The organism is Enterobacter sp. JJBC (genome assembly GCF_036936505.1).
GTDB classification, from domain to species: Bacteria; Pseudomonadota; Gammaproteobacteria; order Enterobacterales; family Enterobacteriaceae; genus Enterobacter; species Enterobacter hormaechei_C.
Map to the genome: position 1 here is coordinate 1819350 of NZ_CP136935.1, position 23333 is coordinate 1842682.

The 23333-nt window shown below is 55.2% G+C and carries 22 protein-coding genes; 18 read left to right on the forward strand and 4 right to left on the reverse strand.

Annotated elements, in window-relative coordinates:
• Positions 1-6 precede the first annotated feature (6 nt).
• The 9 genes from fabG (at position 7) to ptsG (ending at position 8588) form a co-directional block, all read left to right on the forward strand.
• Positions 7-741, forward strand: a complete 735-nt coding sequence (fabG, locus tag RY075_RS08680) for a 3-oxoacyl-ACP reductase FabG (RefSeq protein ID WP_003857956.1) — start codon at positions 7-9, stop codon at positions 739-741.
• 154 nt (positions 742-895) lie between these two features.
• Positions 896-1132: an acyl carrier protein gene (gene acpP / locus RY075_RS08685; protein WP_003857954.1), complete on the forward strand. Its 237-nt coding sequence runs from the start codon at positions 896-898 to the stop codon at positions 1130-1132.
• Positions 1133-1223: 91 nt separating this feature from the next.
• The gene (gene fabF, locus RY075_RS08690; RefSeq protein WP_003857950.1) at positions 1224-2465 is read left to right on the forward strand and encodes a beta-ketoacyl-ACP synthase II; all 1242 of its coding nucleotides are present in this window, start codon (positions 1224-1226) and stop codon (positions 2463-2465) included.
• 120 nt (positions 2466-2585) lie between these two features.
• Entirely contained in the window at positions 2586-3395 is an 810-nt protein-coding gene (gene pabC / locus RY075_RS08695) for an aminodeoxychorismate lyase (RefSeq protein ID WP_155023274.1), read from the forward strand.
• 2 nt (positions 3396-3397) lie between these two features.
• Complete coding sequence (gene yceG, locus RY075_RS08700; protein ID WP_155023273.1) at positions 3398-4420, forward strand: cell division protein YceG; 1023 nt, start codon at positions 3398-3400, stop codon at positions 4418-4420.
• Positions 4410-5051 (forward strand): dTMP kinase, encoded by a 642-nt coding sequence (tmk, locus tag RY075_RS08705; RefSeq protein WP_003857946.1) that lies wholly within the window; start codon positions 4410-4412, stop codon positions 5049-5051. Before yceG ends, tmk begins: the two co-directional genes overlap by 11 nt.
• On the forward strand, positions 5048-6052 hold the full coding sequence (gene holB / locus RY075_RS08710) for a DNA polymerase III subunit delta' (RefSeq protein ID WP_003857944.1): 1005 nt from the start codon (positions 5048-5050) through the stop codon (positions 6050-6052). Before tmk ends, holB begins: the two co-directional genes overlap by 4 nt.
• Before the next feature lie 10 nt (positions 6053-6062).
• Entirely contained in the window at positions 6063-6857 is a 795-nt protein-coding gene (locus tag RY075_RS08715) for a metal-dependent hydrolase (protein ID WP_003857943.1), read from the forward strand.
• Positions 6858-7154: 297 nt separating this feature from the next.
• Positions 7155-8588, forward strand: a complete 1434-nt coding sequence (gene ptsG / locus RY075_RS08720; protein WP_003857942.1) for a PTS glucose transporter subunit IIBC — start codon at positions 7155-7157, stop codon at positions 8586-8588.
• Positions 8589-8729: 141 nt separating this feature from the next.
• On the opposite strand, the gene fhuE is transcribed toward ptsG, so the two are convergent.
• Positions 8730-10919, reverse strand: coding sequence for a ferric-rhodotorulic acid/ferric-coprogen receptor FhuE (gene fhuE, locus RY075_RS08725; RefSeq protein WP_338628640.1), 2190 nt, complete (start codon positions 10917-10919; stop codon positions 8730-8732).
• Positions 10920-11272: 353 nt separating this feature from the next.
• On the opposite strand from fhuE, the gene hinT reads away from it, so the two are divergent.
• The 8 genes from hinT (at position 11273) to RY075_RS08765 (ending at position 17356) form a co-directional block, all read left to right on the forward strand.
• Entirely contained in the window at positions 11273-11632 is a 360-nt protein-coding gene (hinT, locus tag RY075_RS08730) for a purine nucleoside phosphoramidase (protein WP_006809243.1), read from the forward strand.
• Between the two features lies 1 nt (position 11633).
• Entirely contained in the window at positions 11634-12008 is a 375-nt protein-coding gene (locus RY075_RS08735) for a YcfL family protein (RefSeq protein ID WP_232967574.1), read from the forward strand.
• A 13-nt stretch (positions 12009-12021) separates the two neighbouring features.
• Positions 12022-12666, forward strand: coding sequence for a penicillin-binding protein activator LpoB (gene lpoB / locus RY075_RS08740; RefSeq protein ID WP_085929697.1), 645 nt, complete (start codon positions 12022-12024; stop codon positions 12664-12666).
• Entirely contained in the window at positions 12647-13471 is an 825-nt protein-coding gene (thiK, locus tag RY075_RS08745) for a thiamine kinase (RefSeq protein WP_023324458.1), read from the forward strand. Before lpoB ends, thiK begins: the two co-directional genes overlap by 20 nt.
• 11 nt (positions 13472-13482) lie before the next feature.
• Positions 13483-14508, forward strand: a complete 1026-nt coding sequence (nagZ, locus tag RY075_RS08750) for a beta-N-acetylhexosaminidase (RefSeq protein WP_232967572.1) — start codon at positions 13483-13485, stop codon at positions 14506-14508.
• 31 nt (positions 14509-14539) lie between these two features.
• Positions 14540-15082, forward strand: coding sequence for an alpha/beta hydrolase YcfP (gene ycfP, locus RY075_RS08755; RefSeq protein ID WP_006809239.1), 543 nt, complete (start codon positions 14540-14542; stop codon positions 15080-15082).
• 236 nt (positions 15083-15318) lie between these two features.
• Positions 15319-16623, forward strand: a complete 1305-nt coding sequence (locus tag RY075_RS08760; RefSeq protein WP_232967570.1) for an NAD(P)/FAD-dependent oxidoreductase — start codon at positions 15319-15321, stop codon at positions 16621-16623.
• A gap of 193 nt (positions 16624-16816) precedes the next feature.
• Positions 16817-17356 carry a glycine zipper 2TM domain-containing protein gene (locus RY075_RS08765; protein ID WP_017384715.1) on the forward strand — a complete coding sequence of 180 codons (540 nt, stop codon included), beginning with the start codon at positions 16817-16819 and terminating at the stop codon, positions 17354-17356.
• A gap of 59 nt (positions 17357-17415) precedes the next feature.
• Here RY075_RS08765 and RY075_RS08770 read toward each other — a convergent pair whose 3' ends face one another.
• Positions 17416-18051 (reverse strand): TetR/AcrR family transcriptional regulator, encoded by a 636-nt coding sequence (locus tag RY075_RS08770; RefSeq protein WP_232967568.1) that lies wholly within the window; start codon positions 18049-18051, stop codon positions 17416-17418.
• 245 nt (positions 18052-18296) lie between these two features.
• Between RY075_RS08770 and bhsA the strand changes: the two genes are divergently transcribed.
• Complete coding sequence (gene bhsA / locus RY075_RS08775) at positions 18297-18554, forward strand: multiple stress resistance protein BhsA (RefSeq protein WP_045345718.1); 258 nt, start codon at positions 18297-18299, stop codon at positions 18552-18554.
• Positions 18555-18631: 77 nt separating this feature from the next.
• On the opposite strand, the gene RY075_RS08780 is transcribed toward bhsA, so the two are convergent.
• Both RY075_RS08780 and mfd read right to left on the reverse strand, forming a co-directional pair.
• Positions 18632-19597, reverse strand: coding sequence for a L,D-transpeptidase family protein (locus RY075_RS08780; protein WP_338628433.1), 966 nt, complete (start codon positions 19595-19597; stop codon positions 18632-18634).
• Between the two features lie 144 nt (positions 19598-19741).
• Positions 19742-23188, reverse strand: coding sequence for a transcription-repair coupling factor (gene mfd, locus RY075_RS08785; protein WP_023315819.1), 3447 nt, complete (start codon positions 23186-23188; stop codon positions 19742-19744).
• Positions 23189-23333: the final 145 nt, after the last annotated feature.

Consider the following 23333-nt stretch of genomic DNA (forward strand, 5'->3'; position numbering starts at 1 on the left):
AATACCATGAGTTTTGAAGGAAAAATTGCCCTGGTGACCGGCGCAAGCCGCGGTATTGGGCGCGCTATTGCTGAAACACTGGTTGCGCGCGGCGCAACGGTGATCGGGACTGCGACCAGCGAGAATGGCGCACAGGCCATCAGCGACTATCTGGGTGCGAACGGTAAAGGTCTGGTACTGAATGTGACTGAACCAGCATCTATCGAATCTGTTCTGGAAAATATTCGAGCAGAGTTTGGCGAAGTGGATATTCTGGTCAATAATGCCGGGATCACTCGCGACAACCTGCTGATGCGAATGAAAGACGACGAGTGGAACGATATTATCGAAACCAACCTGTCATCTGTATTCCGTCTGTCAAAAGCGGTAATGCGCGCTATGATGAAAAAGCGTCATGGTCGTATTATCACTGTAGGTTCTGTGGTTGGTACCATGGGAAATGCTGGTCAGGCTAACTACGCTGCGGCGAAAGCAGGTCTGATCGGTTTCAGTAAGTCGCTGGCGCGTGAAGTCGCGTCCCGCGGAATTACTGTAAACGTTGTTGCTCCGGGCTTTATTGAAACGGACATGACGCGTGCGCTAACTGATGAGCAGCGTGCGGGTACGCTGGCGGCAGTTCCAGCGGGTCGTCTTGGCGACCCTAAAGAAATCGCCAGCGCGGTTGCATTTTTAGCCTCTGACGAAGCGGGTTACATCACTGGTGAAACCCTCCACGTCAACGGCGGGATGTACATGGTTTAATCACGATCGAAAATATTTGCGTTATTTGGGCAAATGGCCTCAAAATAACGTAAAATCGTGGTAAGACCTGCCGGGATTTAGTTGCAAATTTTTCAACATTTTATACACTACGAAAACCATCGCGAAAGCGAGTTTTGATAGGAAATTTAAGAGTATGAGCACTATCGAAGAACGCGTTAAGAAAATTATCGGCGAACAGCTGGGCGTTAAGCAGGAAGAAGTTGTGAACTCCGCTTCCTTTGTTGAAGACCTGGGCGCAGATTCTCTTGACACCGTTGAGCTGGTAATGGCTCTGGAAGAAGAGTTTGATACTGAGATTCCGGACGAAGAAGCTGAGAAAATCACCACCGTTCAGGCTGCCATTGATTACATCAACGGTCACCAGGCGTAAGTGAACATCTCCAGGCGGTCATTCGACCGCCTGAGTTTTATCTTTTGTTGTCCCACGAATCTCTTTTTTTATCCCTCCCTGGAGGACAAGCGTGTCTAAGCGTCGTGTAGTTGTGACCGGACTTGGCATGTTGTCTCCTGTCGGCAATACCGTAGAGTCCACCTGGAAAGCTCTCCTTGCCGGTCAGAGCGGCATCAGCCTAATCGACCATTTCGATACTAGCGCCTATGCAACGAAATTTGCTGGCTTAGTAAAGGATTTTAACTGTGAAGAGATCATCTCGCGCAAAGAACAGCGCAAGATGGATGCCTTCATTCAATATGGAATTGTCGCTGGCGTTCAGGCCATGCAGGATTCTGGCCTTGAGATTACGGAAGAGAACGCGACCCGTATCGGCGCCGCTATCGGCTCCGGGATTGGCGGTCTTGGTCTGATTGAAGAAAACCATACATCTCTGATGAATGGCGGCCCGCGTAAAATCAGCCCGTTCTTCGTTCCGTCTACGATTGTCAACATGGTGGCAGGTCACCTGACCATTATGTTCGGCCTGCGTGGCCCAAGCATCTCAATCGCGACAGCCTGTACGTCTGGCGTGCATAACATCGGCCAGGCCGCGCGTATCATTGCGTACGGCGATGCAGATGCTATGGTTGCGGGCGGCGCTGAAAAAGCCAGTACCCCACTGGGCGTCGGTGGTTTCGGTGCAGCGCGTGCGCTCTCTACCCGAAACGATAATCCTCAGGCGGCGAGCCGTCCGTGGGATAAAGACCGTGATGGTTTCGTGCTGGGTGACGGTGCAGGCATGATCGTACTGGAAGAGTACGAACACGCGAAAAAACGTGGCGCGAAAATTTATGCTGAAGTTGTTGGCTTTGGCATGAGCAGCGATGCTTATCACATGACGTCTCCTCCAGAGAATGGCGCAGGTGCTGCGCTGGCGATGGAAAACGCCATCCGTGATGCGGGCATTACGCCGGCACAGATTGGCTACGTTAACGCGCATGGGACGTCTACCCCTGCGGGCGATAAAGCAGAAGCGCAGGCTGTTAAGTCTATCTTCGGCGAATCTGCCAGCCGTGTGCTGGTGAGCTCCACGAAATCCATGACCGGTCACCTGCTGGGCGCTGCGGGGGCAGTAGAGTCAATCTACTCTATTCTCGCGCTGCGCGATCAGGCTGTACCACCAACCATCAACCTGGATAACCCGGATGAAGGTTGCGATCTGGACTTCGTTCCTCACGAAGCGCGCCAGGTTAGCGGTATGGAGTATACCCTGTGTAACTCCTTCGGCTTCGGTGGGACTAACGGTTCTCTGATCTTCAAAAAGGTCTGAGTCTGGTTGGTCGCTGACGATAAAAAAGGTCCGCTTGCCGGGCCTTTTTTATTAGGCGAAATCCCCTTGTCCGGCTGTTCACATCCTGCCAGACTGAGCCTCCACGCATAAGGAGCCACTATGTTTTTGATTAATGGCCTTGAGCAAGACACGCTGCCGGCAAGCGACAGGGCGACCCAGTTTGGCGATGGCTGTTTCACGACTGCGCGTATTCTCGACGGTGACGTGTGCCTGCTCGGGGCCCATATCCTTCGTTTACAAAAAGCCTGCGAAACATTACTGATCCCCTTCTCGCAGTGGGACATTCTTGAAAGTGAGATGCGTCGGCTGGCGTCAGAAAAAGCAAGCGGCGTCCTGAAAGTCATTATCAGCCGCGGGAGCGGTGGCCGGGGCTATAGCGGTTCTGCCTGTCTGCATCCTACGCGGATCCTTTCCGTTTCAGATTATCCTTCCCATTATGCGCACTGGCGTGAAGAGGGCGTAGCCCTGGCGCTAAGTCCGGTACGTCTGGGAAGAAACTCGATGCTCGCTGGCATAAAACACCTCAACCGCCTTGAACAGGTGCTAATTCGTACTCATCTTGAGCAGACGGAGGCCGGGGAGGCGCTGGTTCTTGACAGCGAAGGGTACATTACGGAATGCTGTGCGGCTAATTTACTCTGGCGGAAGGGCAGTGACGTGTTCACGCCTTCGCTGGAGCAGGCCGGCGTCAACGGCATTATGCGGCAGTTTTGTATGCACCAGCTGGCACGCGCAGGCTTTCGCGTTGTCGAAGTCAACGCTAAGGAAGAGGCTCTGTTGGCTGCCGATGAAGTCGTTATCTGCAATGCGCTGATGCCCGTTGTCCCCGTTCGCGCTTATGGCCGCAAATGCTGGTCATCCCGCGAGCTGTTCCAGTTTCTGGCCCCGTTATGTGAGCAAACCAGGTAGTCATGAAGAAAATGTTACGCTTTGTCCTCCTTCTGATCGTTGCGTTAGGTCTCGCTGGCGGAGCGGGAGTGTGGAAAGTCCGTCAGCTGGCGGAGAGTCAGATCCTGATAAAAGACGAGACGATTTTTACCCTGAAAGCGGGGACCGGGCGGCAGGCGCTTGGTCAGCAGCTGTATGACGACAAAATTATCCTTCGCCCACGCGTATTCCAGTGGCTGCTGCGTATTGAACCGGACCTGTCCCATTTCAAAGCCGGTACCTATCGCTTTACCCCTGGCATGACCGTGCGCGAGATGCTGCAACTGCTGGAAAGTGGTAAAGAAGCCCAGTTCCCGCTGCGTTTCGTGGAAGGTATGCGTCTGAGCGATTACCTCAGGCAGCTGCGTGACGCGCCGTACATCAAGCATACGCTGAAAGATGACCGCTATCAGACCGTGGCAGACGCCTTAAAATTCGAACATCCCGAGTGGGTGGAAGGCTGGTTCTGGCCCGATACGTGGATGTATACGGCAGGCACGACGGATGTGGCCATGCTGAAGCGCGCGCACAACAAAATGGTCGCGGCGGTAGACGCTGCCTGGGAAGGGCGAGCAGAAGGCCTGCCTTATAAAGATCAAAACCAGTTCATGACGATGGCCTCGATCATCGAGAAAGAGACGGCCGTTGCTGCCGAACGTGACCAGGTTGCCTCGGTGTTTATTAACCGTCTGCGCATCGGCATGCGTTTGCAAACCGATCCTACCGTCATCTACGGCATGGGCGAAAACTACAACGGCAGGATTTCCAGAAAAGATCTGGAGACGCCAACGGCGTATAATACCTACGTGATTAGCGGCCTGCCGCCTGGACCGATTGCGACGCCGAGTGAAGCATCGTTGAAGGCCGCCGCGCACCCGGCCAAAACGCCGTATCTCTATTTTGTGGCTGACGGAAAAGGGGGGCACACGTTCAATACCAACCTGGCCAGCCACAATCGCTCCGTTCAGGACTATCTGAAGGCACTTAAGGAAAAAAATGCGCAGTAAATACATTGTCATTGAGGGACTCGAAGGGGCGGGCAAAACAACTGCCCGTAACGTGGTGGTGGATACGCTTACGTCGCTTGGCGTTGCCGATATGGTCTTCACCCGCGAGCCGGGCGGTACGCAGCTGGCGGAAAAACTGCGCAGCCTGGTTCTGGATATCAAATCCGTTGGCGATGAAGTTATTACCGACAAAGCGGAAGTGCTGATGTTCTATGCGGCGCGCGTTCAGCTGGTGGAGACGGTGATCAAACCCGCTCTGGCAGAAGGGAAATGGGTGATTGGCGATCGCCACGATCTCTCAACCCAGGCATATCAGGGCGGTGGCCGGGGTATCGACCAGACCATGCTGGCTACGCTTCGCGACGCGGTTCTGGGCGATTTCCGTCCTGACCTGACGCTGTATCTGGACGTGACCCCTGAGGTGGGCCTGAAGCGCGCCCGTGCCCGCGGCGAACTGGACCGCATTGAACAGGAATCTTTTGATTTCTTTAACCGCACCCGTGCGCGTTATCTGGAGCTGGCCGGGCAGGACAAGACCATTCGTACCATCGATGCGACGCAATCCCTTGAAGACGTTACGCGTGATATTCAGCAGACAGTTACGCAGTGGCTACAGGAGCAGCAGGCATGAAATGGTATCCATGGTTGCGCCCACACTTTGAACAGCTGATCGGCAGCTATCAGGTTGGTCGGGGGCATCATGCGTTACTGATCCAGGCGCTTCCGGGAATGGGTGATGATGCGTTGATTTACGCCATCACCCGCTTTCTGATGTGCCAACAGCCGGAAGGACATAAAAGCTGCGGTAAGTGCCGGGGTTGCCAGCTCATGCAGGCGGGCACGCATCCTGACTATTACACCCTCGAACCCGAGAAAGGCAAAAATACGCTCGGTATCGACGCGGTGCGTGAGGTCAGTGAGAAACTGTACGAATATGCGCGTCTGGGCGGGGCGAAAGTGGTGTGGCTGAAAGACGCCGCGCTGCTCACGGAAGCCGCAGCCAACGCCCTGTTAAAAACCCTGGAAGAGCCGCCAGAGAACACCTGGTTTTTCCTCTCCTGCCGCGAGCCGGAACGCTTGCTGGCGACGCTGCGCAGTCGCTGCCGTCTTCACCACCTCGCTGTCCCTCAGGAATCCTGGTCGCTCGCCTGGCTTGAGCGAGAAGTGACGGTGTCACAAGACGCGGCGCGCTCGGCGTTGCGCCTGTGCAGCGGTGCGCCTGCGGCTGCGCTGGCCTTATTGCAGCCGGAGGTGTGGTCCCAGCGTGAAACGCTGTGTCGTGCGGTTGAATCAGCCCTCGACAGCCATGACTGGCTGAGCATGCTGCCAGCGCTGAACAGCGATCAGGCTCCGGAACGGCTGCACTGGCTGGCCGCACTGCTGCTGGATGCGCTCAAAATCCAGCAGGGGGCTACGCTTCTGACTAACCCTGACGTGTGGGCGTTGGTCACCACACTTGCGAATCGCCTGTCAGGGCAGTCGCTGCACGCTATCCTTCATGATATCTGCCAGAGTCGTGAACAACTTTTGACGGTAACCGGTCTCAATCGCGAGCTTTTACTGACCGACCAGTTACTGCGTATCGAACACTACCTGCAACCGGGTGTCATACCGCCGGTTTCCCACCTCTGAGAGAGACATTATGTTTTTAGTCGACTCACACTGCCATCTCGATGGCCTGGATTATCAATCCCTGCATAAAAATGTGGACGACGTGCTGGCGAAAGCCGCCGCGCGCGATGTGAAATTTTGCCTGGCCGTGGCGACCACGTTGCCGGGTTACCGCTCCATGCGTGAACTGGTAGGCGAGCGCGATAATGTCGTCTTCTCCTGCGGTGTGCATCCGCTGAATCAGGATGAAGCTTACGACGTTGAGGATTTACGCCGTCTTGCCGCAGAAGAGGGCGTAGTGGCGATGGGCGAGACCGGTCTGGACTATTTCTACACCCCCGAAACAAAACCTCGCCAGCAGGAATCCTTCCGCAACCACATCCGTATTGGCCGTGAGCTGAATAAGCCGGTTATCGTTCATACCCGCGATGCGCGCGCCGACACGCTGGCGATCCTGCGGGAAGAAAAGGTGACGGATTGCGGTGGCGTACTACACTGTTTCACAGAAGACAGAGAAACGGCGGGTAAGCTGCTTGATTTAGGCTTTTATATTTCATTCTCGGGGATTGTCACGTTCCGCAATGCTGAGCAACTGCGTGATGCGGCGCGCTATGTTCCGCTGGATCGTATTCTGGTGGAAACCGATTCCCCGTACCTGGCGCCGGTGCCTCATCGCGGCAAAGAGAATCAGCCAGCGATGACCCGGGATGTCGCTGAGTATATGGCCGTTCTGAAAGGTGTCAGTATCGAAGAACTGGCTCGCGTGACAACGAAAAACTTCGCCAGCCTGTTCCATATCGACCCCGCCCGCCTGCAATCTGTCTGATACACCTGTTATTTTTAGGCTCGTAATTAATAAGTAAAACGAGTAAAGTTCACCGCCTCATTTGGGGCGGTGATGGCGTTTTTAGACACATCCAGACATGCTTTATGTAAATATCTGCAAGTTTTTTGGCCGTCTTGAACTGAAACGTGATAGCCGTCAAACAAACTCAGAGGGAATTATTTTACTCTGTGTAATAAATAAAGGGCGCTTAGATGTCCTGTCCACGGCGCGGTACTCCCCCCGGGCCAATGCGTGAAAACGTAAAAAAAGCACAAATACTCAGGAGCACTCTCAATTATGTTTAAGAATGCATTTGCTAACCTGCAAAAGGTCGGTAAATCGCTGATGCTGCCAGTATCCGTACTGCCTATCGCAGGTATCCTGCTGGGTGTCGGTTCTGCAAACTTCAGCTGGCTGCCAGCCGTAGTTTCCCACGTGATGGCCGAAGCAGGCGGTTCTGTTTTTGCTAACATGCCGCTGATCTTCGCTATCGGTGTTGCTCTGGGCTTCACCAATAACGACGGTGTATCCGCTCTGGCGTCCGTTGTTGCTTACGGCATCATGGTGAAAACCATGGCTGTGGTTGCGCCGCTGGTCCTGCATTTACCTGCTGAAGAGATTGCCGCTAAGCACCTGGCAGACACCGGTGTTCTCGGTGGTATCATCTCCGGTGCGATTGCAGCGTACATGTTTAACCGCTTCTATCGCATCAAGCTGCCTGAGTATCTGGGCTTCTTCGCGGGTAAACGTTTTGTGCCGATCATTTCTGGTCTGGCCGCGATTTTCACCGGTGTTGTCCTGTCCTTCATCTGGCCACCAATCGGTACGGCAATCCAGACCTTCTCTCAGTGGGCGGCTTACCAGAACCCGGTTGTGGCGTTCGGTATCTACGGCTTCATTGAGCGCTGCCTGGTACCATTTGGTCTGCATCACATCTGGAACGTTCCATTCCAGATGCAGATTGGTGAATACACCAACGCAGCAGGCCAGGTGTTCCACGGCGACATCCCACGCTACATGGCGGGTGACCCAACGGCAGGTAAACTGTCTGGTGGCTTCCTGTTCAAAATGTACGGTCTGCCAGCTGCCGCAATTGCGATTTGGCACTCTGCTAAACCAGAGAACCGTGCAAAAGTGGGCGGTATCATGATCTCCGCAGCGCTGACCTCGTTCCTGACCGGTATCACCGAGCCGATCGAGTTCTCCTTCATGTTCGTTGCGCCGATCCTGTACATCATCCACGCGGTACTGGCAGGTCTGGCATTCCCAATCTGTATCCTGCTGGGTATGCGTGACGGTACGTCCTTCTCTCACGGTCTGATCGACTTCATCGTTCTGTCCGGTAACAGCAGCAAGCTGTGGCTGTTCCCAATCGTGGGTGCAGGCTACGCAGTGGTGTACTACACCGTCTTCCGCGTGCTGATCAAAGCACTGGACCTGAAAACGCCGGGTCGTGAAGATGCAACGGAAGACAGCAAAGCCGGTGCGACCAGCGAAATGGCGCCTGCTCTGGTAGCTGCTTTCGGCGGTAAAGAGAACATCACTAACCTGGACGCGTGTATCACTCGTCTGCGTGTGAGCGTTGCCGACGTTGCGAAAGTAGACCAGCCGGGTCTGAAAAAACTGGGCGCAGCGGGCGTCGTTGTTGCAGGTTCTGGTGTTCAGGCAATCTTCGGTACTAAATCCGATAACCTGAAAACTGAAATGGATGAGTACATCCGCAACAACTAAGCTGTGACCTGGGGAGACTAAGGCAGCCGAATGGCTGCCTTTTTTATTATTGCGGCTTGTGGTGCCGGGTGGCGGCTGCGCCTTACCTGGCCTACGTGATGGGTAGGCCCGGTAAGCGCAGCGCCACCGGGCTTCTGTCACTCAGAAATCGTAGCTCGCGCTCACCGAGACGTTCAGCGGCGCGCCATACACCGCATACGATCCGACGTAGTCGTAATACTCTTTGTCGAACAGGTTGTTGACGTTAGCCTGTACCGCAAAATCTTTGGTGACCTGATAACGGCTGAACAGGTTCACCAGCCCATAGCTGCCTTGCTCCGCGCGGGAACGTCCTGCCGGACCGCCTTCCACGTCCGTCCATACCTTGTTCTGCCAGTTTACGCCACCGCCCACGGTCAGCTCCGGCAGCATTGGCAGCTGATAGCGGGTGAAGAGCTTCATGGTTGTGCGCGGCTGATCGGAGCTGACGGCGTTGCCATTCTTATCTTCTGCGATGTAACGCGTCGCGCCGAAGGTCAGCTGCCAGTTATCGGTCAGGGCACCGTTGAGCTCGAACTCGACCCCTTTGCTGACCACCCCGTCCAGCGATTCATAGATCGACTCACCGCTCGGCATGTAGGTGTAGGTATTGCTGGCGACGTTATCCTGCTCAATGCGGAAAATCGCCAGTGAGGTGGTGAGGCGGGTATTAAACCAGTCTGCCTTCACCCCGGCTTCGTAGCTTTTGCCCGTGGTAGGGTCGAGATAACGTCCGTTGGCATCGCGCTTATCCTGCGGCTGGAAGATAGAGGTATAGCTGACGTAGGTCGACCAGTCCTCATTGATGTCATACACCAGGCCAGCGTACGGCGTGACATCATCTTTGGTGCTTTCCAGACGGGTATTCGGCGATCCTGCCGGGTTATAACGAATATTGTATTGGGTGTAGCGCGCGCCCAGGATCAGGTGCAGCGGATCGGCCAGCGAGAAACGAGCCGAAGAATAGGCTGAAGACTGGCGAATATCATCCTTGCTGTAGAGTTTCCACGGCGTCCACTGCGGATCGGCGATGTTCCCGTTCCAGTTCTTAAAGTTGCCGACATCCACCATGCCGTATACCGCATCCGGCATGGAGTTGTCGTAATGGTTACGTTGACGGCTGAAGCTGCCGCCGAACATCATTTCATGTTGACGACCAAAGAGATCGAAGCCGCCGCGCAGGAAGGCGTCGACCGCATCCTGTTTACGTTCCCCGCGGTTCCAGCCGCCGTAACCCACCAGGCCCGCGCCGGTCTCTTTATCCGGATAGCCGGACATATACATCAGCTTAGAGTCAAAGTTGGTTTCAGCATGCATGCCGTTGATGTGCGCTTCCCAGCCATTATCGAAACGCTGGGTCAGGTTAGCGAAGATGCGGGTGCTGTCTTTATCCGAATAGGCCCAGTCAGGCGCGACGGTCTGGCTGCGATTGTAGTTAGTCTTACTTCCGTCGCTGTACCAGGTCGGCAGTCCGCCCCAGGTTGGGTCGGCGGTATGGCTTTCCTGATACTCATACCCTACCGAGAGAGTCGTGCTGTCGGTGACATCCGCGTCCATCACGCCGTAGAGGAATTTCTTCCGGTAGTGGTAGTTATCCACGAAGCTGTCGTTGTCCTGATAACCGGTGATCAGACGACCCCGTACCTTACCTGACTCTACCAGCGGCGCCTGGAGATCCAGCACGTAGCGCTGCTTGTCCCAGCTGCCGTAGCTGGCGGAGACGTTACCTTTAAATTCCGGGCTGTCCGCGTGCTTACGCACCATATTAACGTACGCCGCCGGGTTCCCCGTGCCGGACATCAGGCCGGTGGCGCCGCGAACCACTTCAATGCGGTCATAAATCGCGGTATCGGCGGCGGTATCACCAAAGTTCCACACTTCACTGATGGAGGTTGGCAAGTCGTCATAGGCGTAGTTGCTGACGAAAAAGCCGCGTGAGTAAAACACGGTACGGTCGCTGTCCTGCACCTGGGCCGTAATGCCCGTGGTGTTCGTCAGCACCTGTCCGATGGATTGCAGATTCTGGTCAGCCATACGTTGCTGGCTGATAACGCTGAAGGACTGTGGGATGTCGCGGGGAACCAACAACAGTTTGGTGCCGGTGGTGGTGGTTTTTACGCTGTAATCCTGATCCTGGCTGGCAGAAAGATCCTGTGTGTTGTCAAAACCCCCGTCAACGACAACGGTATCTTCGGTGGTTGAAGCAGCGAAAGCGGCGGTTGGCGTCAATGCCATAGCAATGCAGGCGGCCAGCAACGAAGGTGTTGCGGCAGGCTGACGTTGCCCATCCCTGGTGTGATTAATGAAAGACATCATCAAACCCTTAGTGAATGGTGAAGGTATTTCGCGACAGTCCCGCTAGCACGGGCTGACGTCGTTTTCTATGTTAAAAATGCGCATGAAAATGCAAATGCGAAATATACGCATTGTGATTAACGCTGTAAACAGATGTTTCGGGATGAACTGAAATAAGGTTTCAGAAAAGAAATGTCCTAAAGCGATGCCTCTTCAGCCAGATGGGGGACAATCAGGAAAGAAATCACGGGAGAAGGTTGAAAGGACAGGAGAAACTCGCTCATACTCTTGTCTTGTGTCACGCAGTAAATCAGACAATGTGTGTTAACAACGGACGCACGACGCCAGATTAAACTTAAAAGGAAAAGGTCATGGCTGAAGAAACGATTTTCAGTAAAATTATCCGCCGCGAAATTCCGTCGGATATTGTCTATCAGGATGAACTGGTCACGGCTTTCCGCGACATTTCTCCCCAGGCGCCGACGCACATCCTTATTATTCCCAATATTCTGATCCCGACCGTTAATGACGTTAAAACCGAGCATGAAGTGGCGCTGGGCCGTATGCTGACGGTGGCCGCGAAAATCGCTGAGCAGGAAGGGATTGCTGAAGACGGATACCGTTTGATCATGAACTGTAATCGCCATGGCGGCCAGGAAGTCTATCATATTCATATGCATCTGCTGGGTGGACGTCCACTGGGACCGATGCTGGCACATAAAGGTCTTTAATATGTTAACTGGGCGTATTGCAGCGCTGATCGTGACGCTGGTAATGGTTGGGTGCAGCGCGCGTCCCGCCATCCCGGTCAGTGAAGAACAGACGCTGGTGATGGAGTCCTCAGTGCTTGCTGCGGGCATCACGGCGGAGAAGCCTTCGCTGACCATAAGCGAAATCCAGTCTTCAGCCTCTTCTACGCTCTATAACGAAAGGCAAGAGCCAGTGACGGTGCATTATCGCTTCTACTGGTATGACGTGAGAGGTCTTGAGATGCACCCGCTTGAGGCGCCGCGCAGCGTGACCATCCAGGCAAGATCGTCGGTCACGCTCTACGGCAGCGCCAGCTATCTGGGTGCACATAAGGTGAGACTTTATCTTTATTTGTAAGGAGTGAACCTTGATTAAAACAATGAGCCGTTATGCGCTCCTGAGTGCCTTTGCACTCTTTCTGGCGGGTTGTGTGACGCGAACGGAAGAACCTGCACCGGTGGATCAGGCGAAGCCGGGAACGGAACAGCCAACAACGCCAGCGCAGCCTGTTCCAACCGTGCCGTCTGTACCGACCATTCCGGCGCAGCCTGGCCCGATCGAACATCCGGACGACACCGCACAGCCTGCGCCGCGAGTACGCCACTATGACTGGAATGGCGCAATGCAGCCGATGGTGGGCAAAATGTTGCAGGCACAGGGTGTTACGCCCGGCAGCGTGCTGCTGGTGGACAGCGTGAACAACCGTACAAACGGTTCCCTGAATGCGGGAGAAGCGACGGAAACCCTGCGCAACGCGCTGGCAAACAACGGTAAATTTACGCTGGTCTCTGCTCAGCAGCTCGCGGTCGCCAAGCAGCAGCTTGGTCTGTCGCCTCAGGACAGCCTGGGTTCGCGCAGTAAAGCGATTGGTATTGCCCGCAACGTTGGCGCGCAGTATGTCCTTTATTCTAACGCGACAGGCAACGTGAACACGCCGTCGTTGCAGATGCAGTTAATGCTGGTTCAGACCGGCGAAATTATCTGGTCAGGTAAAGGTGCCGTTACGCAACAATAAGCGCACGCGTCATGAGGTCCTGACGCGTTATTTCCCTCAATACCATGTTATCGCGCCGCAAGCCCCCGCCGGGCTTGGCGGCGCGAGTTGCATTATTGAGCATGGCGACCATCGGCTGGTTTTACGTCAGCATCACGATGCCGCCGCGCCTGCCTCCCATTTTCGTCGCCAGTTCCGCGCCCTGAAGCGCCTGCCCGCCGACCTTGCGCCACAACCTCATCTCTTTATCAGAGACTGGATGGCGGTGGCGTTTATTGCGGGTGAGATCAAAAGCGAGCTTCCCGATACGCCTGCGCTGGCAGCCATGCTGTATCATCTGCATCGCCAGCCGCGTCTGGGCTGGCGGGTAACGTTACTTCCTTTGCTGGATCACTACTGGCAGCAGGCTGCGCCTGGACGACGCACGCCCTACTGGCTGGCGCAGCTTAAGCGGTTGCGTAAAGCGGGAGAGCCGCAGGCGTTACGTCTGGCGCCGCTGCATATGGATGTCCACGCGGGGAATATCGTTCATACCACGGCAGGCGAGAAACTTATCGACTGGGAATATGCCGGAGACGGTGACGTGGCGCTCGAACTTGCTGCGGTCTGGATGCCTGATGAGGCGTCGCGCGAGCAGCTGATAACCGCCTATGCCCGAAACGCCAACATCAATGCGCTCACCCTTGCGCGGCAGGTCGCGCGCTGGCGTCCGTGGGTGTTGATGCTGATGGCGGGATGGTTTGAAATGCGCCTTCAGCAGACAGGTGACAAACAATTTATTGCGCTGGCAAATGATGCCTGGCGTCAGTTACAAACGAAAGGATAAGAGAGGTTGGTGTGGGTCCAGTAATGTTGGATGTCGAAGGATTTGAGCTGGATGCGGAAGAGCGCGAAATTCTGGCGCATCCGCTGGTAGGGGGGCTGATTCTTTTCACCCGCAATTATCATGATCCGGAGCAGTTGTGTGAGCTGGTTCGCCAGATCCGTGCGGCGTCGCGCAATCACCTGGTGGTGGCCGTAGACCAGGAAGGTGGGCGTGTGCAGCGTTTCCGCGAAGGGTTTACCCGTTTACCCGCCGCGCAATCTTTTGCTGCGCTGCTGGGGATCGAAGAGGGCGGTCAACTGGCGCAGGATGCCGGCTGGCTGATGGCCAGCGAGATGATCGCCATGGATATCGACATCAGCTTCGCCCCGGTGCTGGACGTAGGACACATTAGCGCGGCAATTGGTGAGCGTTCGTATCATGACGATCCGCGTATTGCGCTGGCAATGGCGACGCGCTTTATTGACGGTATGCATGCTGCGGGCATGAAAACCACCGGCAAACATTTCCCGGGCCACGGGGCGGTGACGGCGGATTCCCATAAAGAAACCCCGCGCGATCCGCGCCCGGAAGCAGACATTCGCGCTAAAGATATGTCGGTTTTCCGCTCGTTGATCGCTGATAACAAGCTGGATGCCATCATGCCTGCGCACGTCATATACAGTGAGGTCGATCCGCGTCCGGCCAGCGGCTCTCCACACTGGCTGAAAACCGTGCTGCGTCAGGAGTTAGGCTTCAATGGCGTAATTTTCTCTGACGATTTATCCATGGAAGGGGCGGCGATTATGGGTAGCTATGCCGAACGTGGGCAGGCTTCGCTGGATGCGGGTTGCGATATGATCCTCGTCTGCAATAATCGTAAAGGGGCGGTGAGCGTGCTGGATAACCTGTCGCCGATCAATGCTGAACGTGTTACACAATTGTATCATAAAGGTTCATTTAGTCGTCAGGAGCTGATGGACTCGGCGCGCTGGAAAACGGTAAACGCCCGGCTTGAAGCCCTGAACGAGCGCTGGCAGGCACATAAAGCAGCCCTTTAATTCATCCCGGAAGGCGTAGCGTGGTGAGACGATGATCATCTATTTACACGGTTTTGACTCAAACAGTCCTGGTAATCATGAGAAAGTGCTGCAATTGCAGTTTATCGATCCGGATGTCCGGCTGATCAGTTACAGCACACGTCATCCGAAGCATGACATGCAGCATCTGCTTAAAGAAGTGGATAAAATGTTGCAGCTCAATATCGACGATCGCCCGCTGATCTGCGGCGTGGGGTTAGGAGGATACTGGGCAGAGCGCATCGGTTTTTTGTGCGATATCCGTCAGGTCATTTTTAATCCTAACCTGTTTCCGAACGAAAACATGGAAGGCAAAATCGATCGCCCGGAGGAGTACGCCGACATCGCCACCAAATGCGTGAGCAATTTCCGTGAAAAGAACCGCGATCGGTGTCTGGTGATCCTCTCCCGCAACGATGAAGCGCTGAACAGCTCCCGCGCCGCCGAGCTTCTGCACCATTACTACGAAATTGTCTGGGACGAAGAGCAGACCCACAAGTTCAAAAACATTTCCCCGCACTTGCAACGTATTAAAGCCTTTAAAACGCTGGGCTGATCTCCCTGAACCTGATAAAGGCTCGGTACGTGAAAGCGTACCGGGCCTCTTTTTTGTCAGAGTTGTCTACTTTTAAACCATCAAAACTTGATACATATCAATTTTGGTATGACCAATGCGCCTGACGTGCTATTCTCAATGAATCTGAATGGTTTCAGCGCAGTAACCTGTTGTTAATTAAGGGTTATTTATATAACTTTTAATTAACAATTGGTTAATAATTTGAGGGGGTCACGTTGACTACGCCATTGAAAAAGATAGTGATTGTCGGCGGTGGTGCTGGCGGACTGGAGCTGGCGACGCAGCTGGGTAAGAAACTGGGTCGCGGTAAGAAAGCCAAAATCACGCTGGTGGATCGTAACCACAGCCATCTGTGGAAGCCGTTACTGCACGAAGTGGCGACCGGGTCGCTGGATGAGGGCGTGGATGCGCTCAGCTATCTGGCGCATGCGCGTAACCACCACTTCCAGTTCCAGCTGGGTTCGGTGGTGGATATCAATCGTGAAAACAAAACCATCACGCTGGCTGAGCTGCGTGATGATAAAGGCGAGTTGCTGGTTCCTGAGCGCAAGCTGGCCTATGACACGCTGGTGATGGCCCTGGGCAGTACCTCCAATGATTTCAACACCCCAGGCGTAAAAGAGCACTGCATCTTCCTGGATAACCCGCATCAGGCGCGTCGTTTCCATCAGGAGATGCTTAACCTGTTCCTGAAGTACACCAACAACATGGGTGCTAACGGCAAGGTCAACATTGCTATCGTGGGCGGCGGCGCAACGGGCGTTGAATTATCGGCGGAGTTGCACAATGCGGTCAAACAGCTGCACAGCTACGGCTACAAAGGGCTGACTAACGAAGCGCTGAATGTGACGCTGGTGGAAGCAGGTGAACGCATTCTGCCTGCGCTTCCGCCGCGTATTTCCGGCGCGGCGCACAACGAGCTGACTAAACTGGGCGTGCGCGTGCTGACCCAGACCATGGTGACCAGCGCGGATGAGGGCGGCCTGCATACCAAAGACGGCGAGTACATCCAGGCCGACCTGATGGTCTGGGCTGCGGGGATCAAAGCGCCTGATTTCATGAAAGATATCGGTGGGCTGGAGACAAACCGCATTAACCAGCTGGTGACAGAGCCGACGCTGCAAACCACGCGCGATCCGGAAATCTTCGCCATCGGCGACTGTGCCTCCTGCGCACGTCCGGAAGGCGGATTTGTCCCGCCTCGCGCTCAGGCTGCGCACCAGATGGCAAGCCTCGTGCTGCATAACATCCTGGCGCAGATAAAAGGCAAACCGATGAAAGCCTATGTCTACAAAGACCACGGCTCTCTGGTGTCGCTCTCAAACTTCTCCACCGTGGGCAGCCTGATGGGTAACCTGATGCGCGGCTCCATGATGGTGGAAGGGCGCATCGCCCGCTTCGTGTACATTTCTCTGTACCGTATGCACCAGATTGCGCTGCACGGCTACTTCAAAACCGGCCTGATGATGCTGGTTGGCCGCATCAACCGCGTGATCCGTCCACGCCTGAAGCTGCACTAATTTCTCTCTCCCTCCGGACCCTCCGGAGGGAATTCTTAGCACATCATGCTGTGCATTTCCCTCCTGACGCTTAAGAGTTCTCTTAAACCCACGTTGTCCCGGCCAACAACCCTGATTTTGATCCTTTATCTTATTGGCGAAGCGTTTATTGCGCTGCAAAATTGCTACCAATTGCAACAAAGGAGGAAGTCCCGTGAATAAATCAATGTTGGCGGGTATAGGGATTGGCGTCGCAGCTGCGTTAGGTGTGGCTGCCGTTGCCAGTCTGAACGTACTTGATCGTGGCCCGCAGTATGCGCAGGTGGTTTCCGCTACACCGATCAAAGAGACGGTCAAGACGCCTCGTCAGGAGTGCCGTAATGTTTCTGTCACCCATCGTCGTCCAGTTCAGGATGAAAACCGTATCGCTGGCTCCGTGCTGGGCGCGGTTGCTGGTGGGGTGATTGGTCATCAGTTTGGTGGCGGCCGTGGTAAGGATGTCGCGACGGTGGTTGGTGCGCTGGGTGGCGGTTATGCCGGTAACCAGGTACAGGGCGCGATGCAGGAAAATGATACCTACACCACAACGCAGCAGCGCTGTAAAACCGTGTATGACAAGTCTGAAAAAATGTTGGGCTACGACGTAACCTACAAAATTGGCGATCAGCAGGGCAAAATCCGCATGGATAAAGATCCTGGTACGCAGATCCCTCTCGACAGCAATGGTCAGCTGATACTGAATAACAAAGTGTAAAAAAGTTGTTCTCTGAACTTAGCTCCTCATGCGCTCAGGCTGAGGAGCTTTTTTTTGCGTCAGAGTTTAAGAAGTTCAGGCCACAGGCGCAGCGTTGTGTGCGTAATCCCCTGCAATTTTTCCAGCGTCGCGCTTTCACGGGCGCTGATGGACATCCCCTGTAAAATACAGCTCAGATACTGGGCCAGCTCCTGCGGACGGCAATGCGCCGGGATTTCGCCGCGCAGCTGACGCTGAGCCAGAAACGTGCTGAGCGTCTCCTCCTGCATCGCATGTCGCGATTTGACCGTGTTGGCAATCTCTTTAGACGATGCCGCGAGGGTCGCGGAGGTGTTGATCATAAAACACCCCGCAGGCGTGTCCTTGCTGGTATAGCAGGTCGCGATTGCCGTGAAATAATCCTGTAATGCCTGCTCAACCGTTTTTTCTTCACAGAATAGCTGGGCTTCATGTTTTGCCGCGAAGCGCGAGATGTATCTGTCCAGAACGGCCCGGAATAAGCCTTCTTTGTTGGTGAACTCTGCGTACAGGGTAGGGGCTTTAGCACCCGTAGCTTCCACGAGATCGGAAAGCGACGTGGCTTCATACCCATGCTGCCAGAAGAGCGTCATGGCCTTATCGAGCGCCGCATCCCTGTCGAACACTTTTGGTCGGCCACGGCTTTTCTTTGCGCAACGCGTGACATCGGTTGTCATGTGCCGTTGGTCCTCTGTTGTTTTGTTGAATAGTCATTATAAAAATAAACGTCTGCAACGACCAGCGGTGATTTCTGAAAAATAATTTAATTTTATCTTTTTGAAATATAAGGCAAATGAAATTAATTTAACGATCATTATAAAAATGAGTTGACGTGTGACCTGGATCACATCTATCATTTACCTATCGATCGTTAACTAAATAACTAACGACCACTACATCATCTGCCTAAAGGTATAAAATCATGAAAAACGTTAAAACCCTCATCGCTGCCGCCGTTCTGAGTTCACTCTCTTTCGCAAGCTTCGCTGCTGTTGAAGTGCAATCCACTCCAGCAGACCAGCAGAAAGTCGGTACCATCTCTGCCACTGCCGGGACTAACCTAGGCTCTCTGGAAGATCAGCTGGCGCAAAAAGCTGACGAAATGGGTGCGAAATCATTCCGCATCACCTCTGTGACCGGTCCTAACACCCTGCACGGTACCGCAATTATCTACAAATAAGCGTAACGCAACCCTCCGTTATGCCACTGCAATAAAAAACGCCCTGCTGATGCAGGGCGTTTGTCGTTATTGCTGCTTTACATTGACTGCTGAGCAACCTCATGATGCCGCGTAACATCGGTTGGCATCCCCGAACGTGCTTCCATCGCCCGCTCCATCACTGCGCCATCGGTGTTGGCATTCGTTTTAAAGCTCACCATGGAGGCATTCAGATTAATCGGCAACGTCTGCGGATCGTCATTGATGTTTTTCGATAGCGGCTGGTGGATCTCAACCAGACGGACGCCACCTGGCTCTTCAGATACTTTAATCGGCGTATTAATGATATTCACTTTCGTGCCAGGGGCGATCACGCGGTAGAGCGTTTTGATATCGTCATCGCGCAGGCGAATGCAGCCGGAGCTGACGCGCATCCCGATCCCGAAATCCGCATTCGTTCCGTGCAGAAGATAAACCCCACCATATGCCGCCAGGCGAATTGCATGATGCCCCATCGGATTATCCGGGCCAGCAGGTACCACGGCGGGCAGGTCGATACCTTGAGCTTTATAACGGGCGCGAATGTTTGCCGTCGGGGTCCAGGTAGGATTAGCGCGCTTATCAGAGACGGTGGTGACCATGGTAGGTGTGAGCGTATCGCCCCCCAGTTGACCAATACCGATAGGGTAGACGGTCACTTCGTTCTTGCCCGGCGGGTAGTAATACAGACGTAGCTCGGCGAGGTTAATCACAATGCCCTGACGCGGCGCGTCCGGCAGGATGGTTTGCAGCGGAATCGTCAGTACGCTGCCCGCCCGGGGCATGTACGGATCTACCCCCGGGTTGGCCTGCAACAGCGCCAGGAACCCGACGTTATATTTTTTGGCAATCGCTTCCAGCGAGCCGCCATCGTTTTCAACCACGTGAAAGCGGTTTTCACCTACGACGTTGCTGCCGGCGGGCGGAAGAGGCCAGGTATTGGCGCGAGCAGGGAGCGCGACGGCAACCGTCGCGGCCAGCGCAACCAGAGTTAACCAGCGGGTAAAACGCGAAGAAATCATCATTATGATAATCCATACAAATGATAATGTTATTGTTTTATAAGACGTTAATGATAATTATGGCGAATGTATAGTCGGGAAGATCGGGCGAAGTGCAAAGAGTTTGTAAATTGTCCCCCACCAGCCGGGCGCTGGCGGGGGAAACCGTTATGCGATGGCGTTCTCTTCCAACTGACGCATAAAGTTACGCACCCAGTCCATGCGGGTTTTACGTTCCGTCAGATCCTGAGTAAATTTCAGACGCGTAGGGCCATCAAGACGGAAATGCTGCGGCTGTTTTTGCAGGAGGCCAATCAGCCACATCGGATCGACGTGGTTCTTTTCGGCAAACTCAATTACGCCGCCTTTCTCATTGCCTTCAAGTTTGCGAATGCCCAGCTTCTGCGCCTGCTGACGCAGGCGGGCAATATCCAGCAGGTTGCGCGCCGCATCGGGCAATATCCCAAAACGGTCAATCAGTTCGACTTTGATCTCTTCCAGCTCGCCTTCGCTTTTCGCGCTGGCAATGCGTTTGTAGAACGACAGACGGGTATTCACGTCAGGAATAAAATCATCCGGCAGCAGGGAAGGCATGCGCAGTTCCACTTCGGTCTGCTGGCTGGTGAGATCTTCCAGAGACGGTTCACGTCCGGCTTTAAGCGCGTCGACGGCATTTTCCAGCAGCTCCATATACAGCGAGAAACCGATGGTTTCCATGGAGCCGCTCTGGTCTTCACCCAGCAGCTCACCGGCGCCGCGGATCTCCAGGTCGTGGGTCGCCAGCGCAAAGCCAGCGCCCAGATCTTCCAGCGAGGCGATCGCTTCCAGACGCTTTTGCGCGTCGGTGGTCATTGCCTTCGGATGCGGCGTCAGCAGCCAGGCGTAGGCCTGATGGTGCGAACGCCCGACCCGCCCGCGCAGCTGGTGCAGCTGAGCCAGGCCGAAGTGATCCGCCCGTTCGATGATGATGGTGTTCGCCGTCGGAATGTCGATTCCGGTCTCAATGATGGTGGTACACACCAGCACGTTAAAGCGCTGGTGGTGGAAATCGTTCATTACCCGCTCCAGCTCGCGCTCGCGCATCTGGCCGTGACCAATGGCGATGCGCGCTTCCGGCACCAGCTCTGCCAGCCTGTCGGCGGCTTTCTGAATATTTTCAACGTCGTTGTACAGGTAATAGACCTGGCCACCGCGCAGCACTTCGCGCAGGATCGCCTCGCGCACCACCAGATTGTCGTACTCGCGAACAAAGGTTTTCACCGCCAGACGGCGCGCCGGTGGGGTAGCGATTATCGACAGATCGCGCATGCCGCTCATCGCCATGTTCAGGGTGCGCGGGATCGGCGTTGCGGTCAGGGTCAGAATGTCGACGTTGGCGCGCATCGCTTTGATGCGCTCTTTGTGGCGCACCCCGAAGCGGTGCTCTTCGTCAACGATCAGCAACCCCAGATCTTTCCACTTCACGTCACTTTGCAGCAGCTTGTGAGTGCCGATCAGAATATCAATTTTGCCTTCACTTGCCTGTTCCAGGATCTGCGTCTGCTCTTTGGCACTGCGGAAGCGGGACAACATTTCGATACGTACCGGCCAGTTGGCGAAGCGGTCGCGGAAGTTGTCGAAGTGCTGCTGGGCAAGAAGGGTGGTCGGCACCAGCACCGCCACCTGCTTGTTGTTCTCAACCGCCAGGAAAGCGGCGCGCATCGCCACCTCGGTTTTACCGAAGCCCACGTCGCCGCAGACTAAGCGATCCATCGCCAGCGGCTGGCACATGTCGCTCAGCACGGCGTTGATGGCCTGGGCCTGATCCGGCGTAGTTTCAAACGGGAAGCTGTCGCAGAACAGCTGGTACTGCTCTTTATCATGCTTAAACGCATACCCTTCTTTGGCCGCACGCTGAGCGTAAATATCCAGCAGCTCGGCGGCCACGTCGCGCACTTTTTCCGCCGCTTTCTGGCGTGCACGCGCCCAGGCATCGCCGCCCAGCTTGTGCAGCGGCGCATTCTCTTCCGCGCCCCCGGCGTAGCGGCTGATCAGATGCAGGGACGACACCGGAACATACAGCTTGGCGTCGTTAGCGTAGGTCAGCATCAGGTATTCACCTTTGATGCCACCTGCTTCGAGGGTGGTCATCCCCTGATAGCGACCCACACCGTGTTCCAGGTGAACAATCGGCTGACCGGGGTGCAGTTCGGCCAGGTTGCGGATCAGGGTGTCCGGGTTGATGGTGCGACGGCTGTCCTGACGACGGCGCGCGACGCGCTCGCCCAGCAGGTCGCTTTCACATATCAACGCCAGGTTATTGAGCGTATCAATGAATCCGTGCTCGGCGGCGCCGATCATCAGGTAACGGCCATTTCCGGTCGCTTCGCTCAGGCGAAGAATACGCTTTGGCGCGACTTTGATCCTTCCCAGCAGTTCGCCCAGCGCTTCACGGCGACCTTCACTTTCAACGGAGAAGACCACCGGCCCGGTGAAGGACTCAAGAAACTTGCGCAGATTATCGAGCGGGGATTTCTGCTGCGCCTGAACGGCCAGGTCAGGCAGCATCCGGAAGGCGAGGTTAGTGTTGGCGGCCTTATCGGCAAGCGAATCGGTTTTGAGCTGCATACGCGGCCAGCGTTTCAGCTCGGCGTTGAGCTCGTCGGTACGCAGCCACAGCATTTCCGGCGGCAGCAGCGGACGCATCGGGTCAACGCCCCGGTTTTCAAAGCGGGCGCGCGTTTCGCTTTCAAAGCGGCTGGCGCTGGCGTCGATATCCCCGGTGTTAACAATCAGCGTATTTGCCGGGAAGTAGCTGAACAGCGCCGGCAGCGGTTCGTTAAAGAACAGGGGCTGCCAGTACTCGATCCCGGCCGGAAGGGTGCCTTTGCTGACCTGCTGGTAGATATGTTCGGCATCACGCTTCACGTCGAACCTGTCGCGCCACTGGCTGCGGAACAGTTCGATGGCGGTTTTATCCGTCGGGAACTCATGGGCGGGCAGCAGATTAATAGAGTCCACTTCCTCCAGCGTGCGCTGGGTGTCGGCGTCGAACACGCGCAGGCTGTCGATCTCATCATCGAAGAAATCCAGACGGTACGGCTGATCGCTGCCCATCGGATAGAGATCAAGCAGCGCACCGCGCGTCGCGTATTCGCCGTGCTCCATCACCTGATCGACATGTCGATAGCCGGCTCCATCCAGCTGCACGCGCAGGGCATCGCGCGACAGGCGCTGGCCTTTTTTCATCACCAGCGCATGGCCGTGCAAATAGCTGTGCGGGCAGACGCGCTGCATCAGGGTATTCACCGGCACAATCAGCACGCCGCGCTGCATGGTGGGGAGCTGATACAGCGTCGACAGGCGCGAGGAGATGATCTCCTGGTGCGGAGAGAAACTGTCGTAGGGAAGCGTTTCCCAGTCGGCCAGGCTGAATACCAGACTGTCGGTGAACTGACGAATTTCGTCGTGCAGGCGCAGGGCGTTTTGCATGTCCGGGGCAACCAGCACCACCGGCCCTGGATGCCGCTCGGCAATTTCCGCCACCAGCGTGGCGCAGGCCGCGCCTGTCAGTTCGCCCAGCTGGCGTTGGTCACCTGCTTTTACAGGCAAGGAAAAACGATAGTGTTCAGGCATGGCTATGTCAGAGTCTCTTGGGGATATACCAACAGTATTGGGGCATATCACTGATACGCAATGTCTTTATTATCCTCGATCGTTATGCATAAGCAAATCGTAACCGCACAAGAGGGAAAGTGCCCCCGGATGGGGGCCGAGGAGA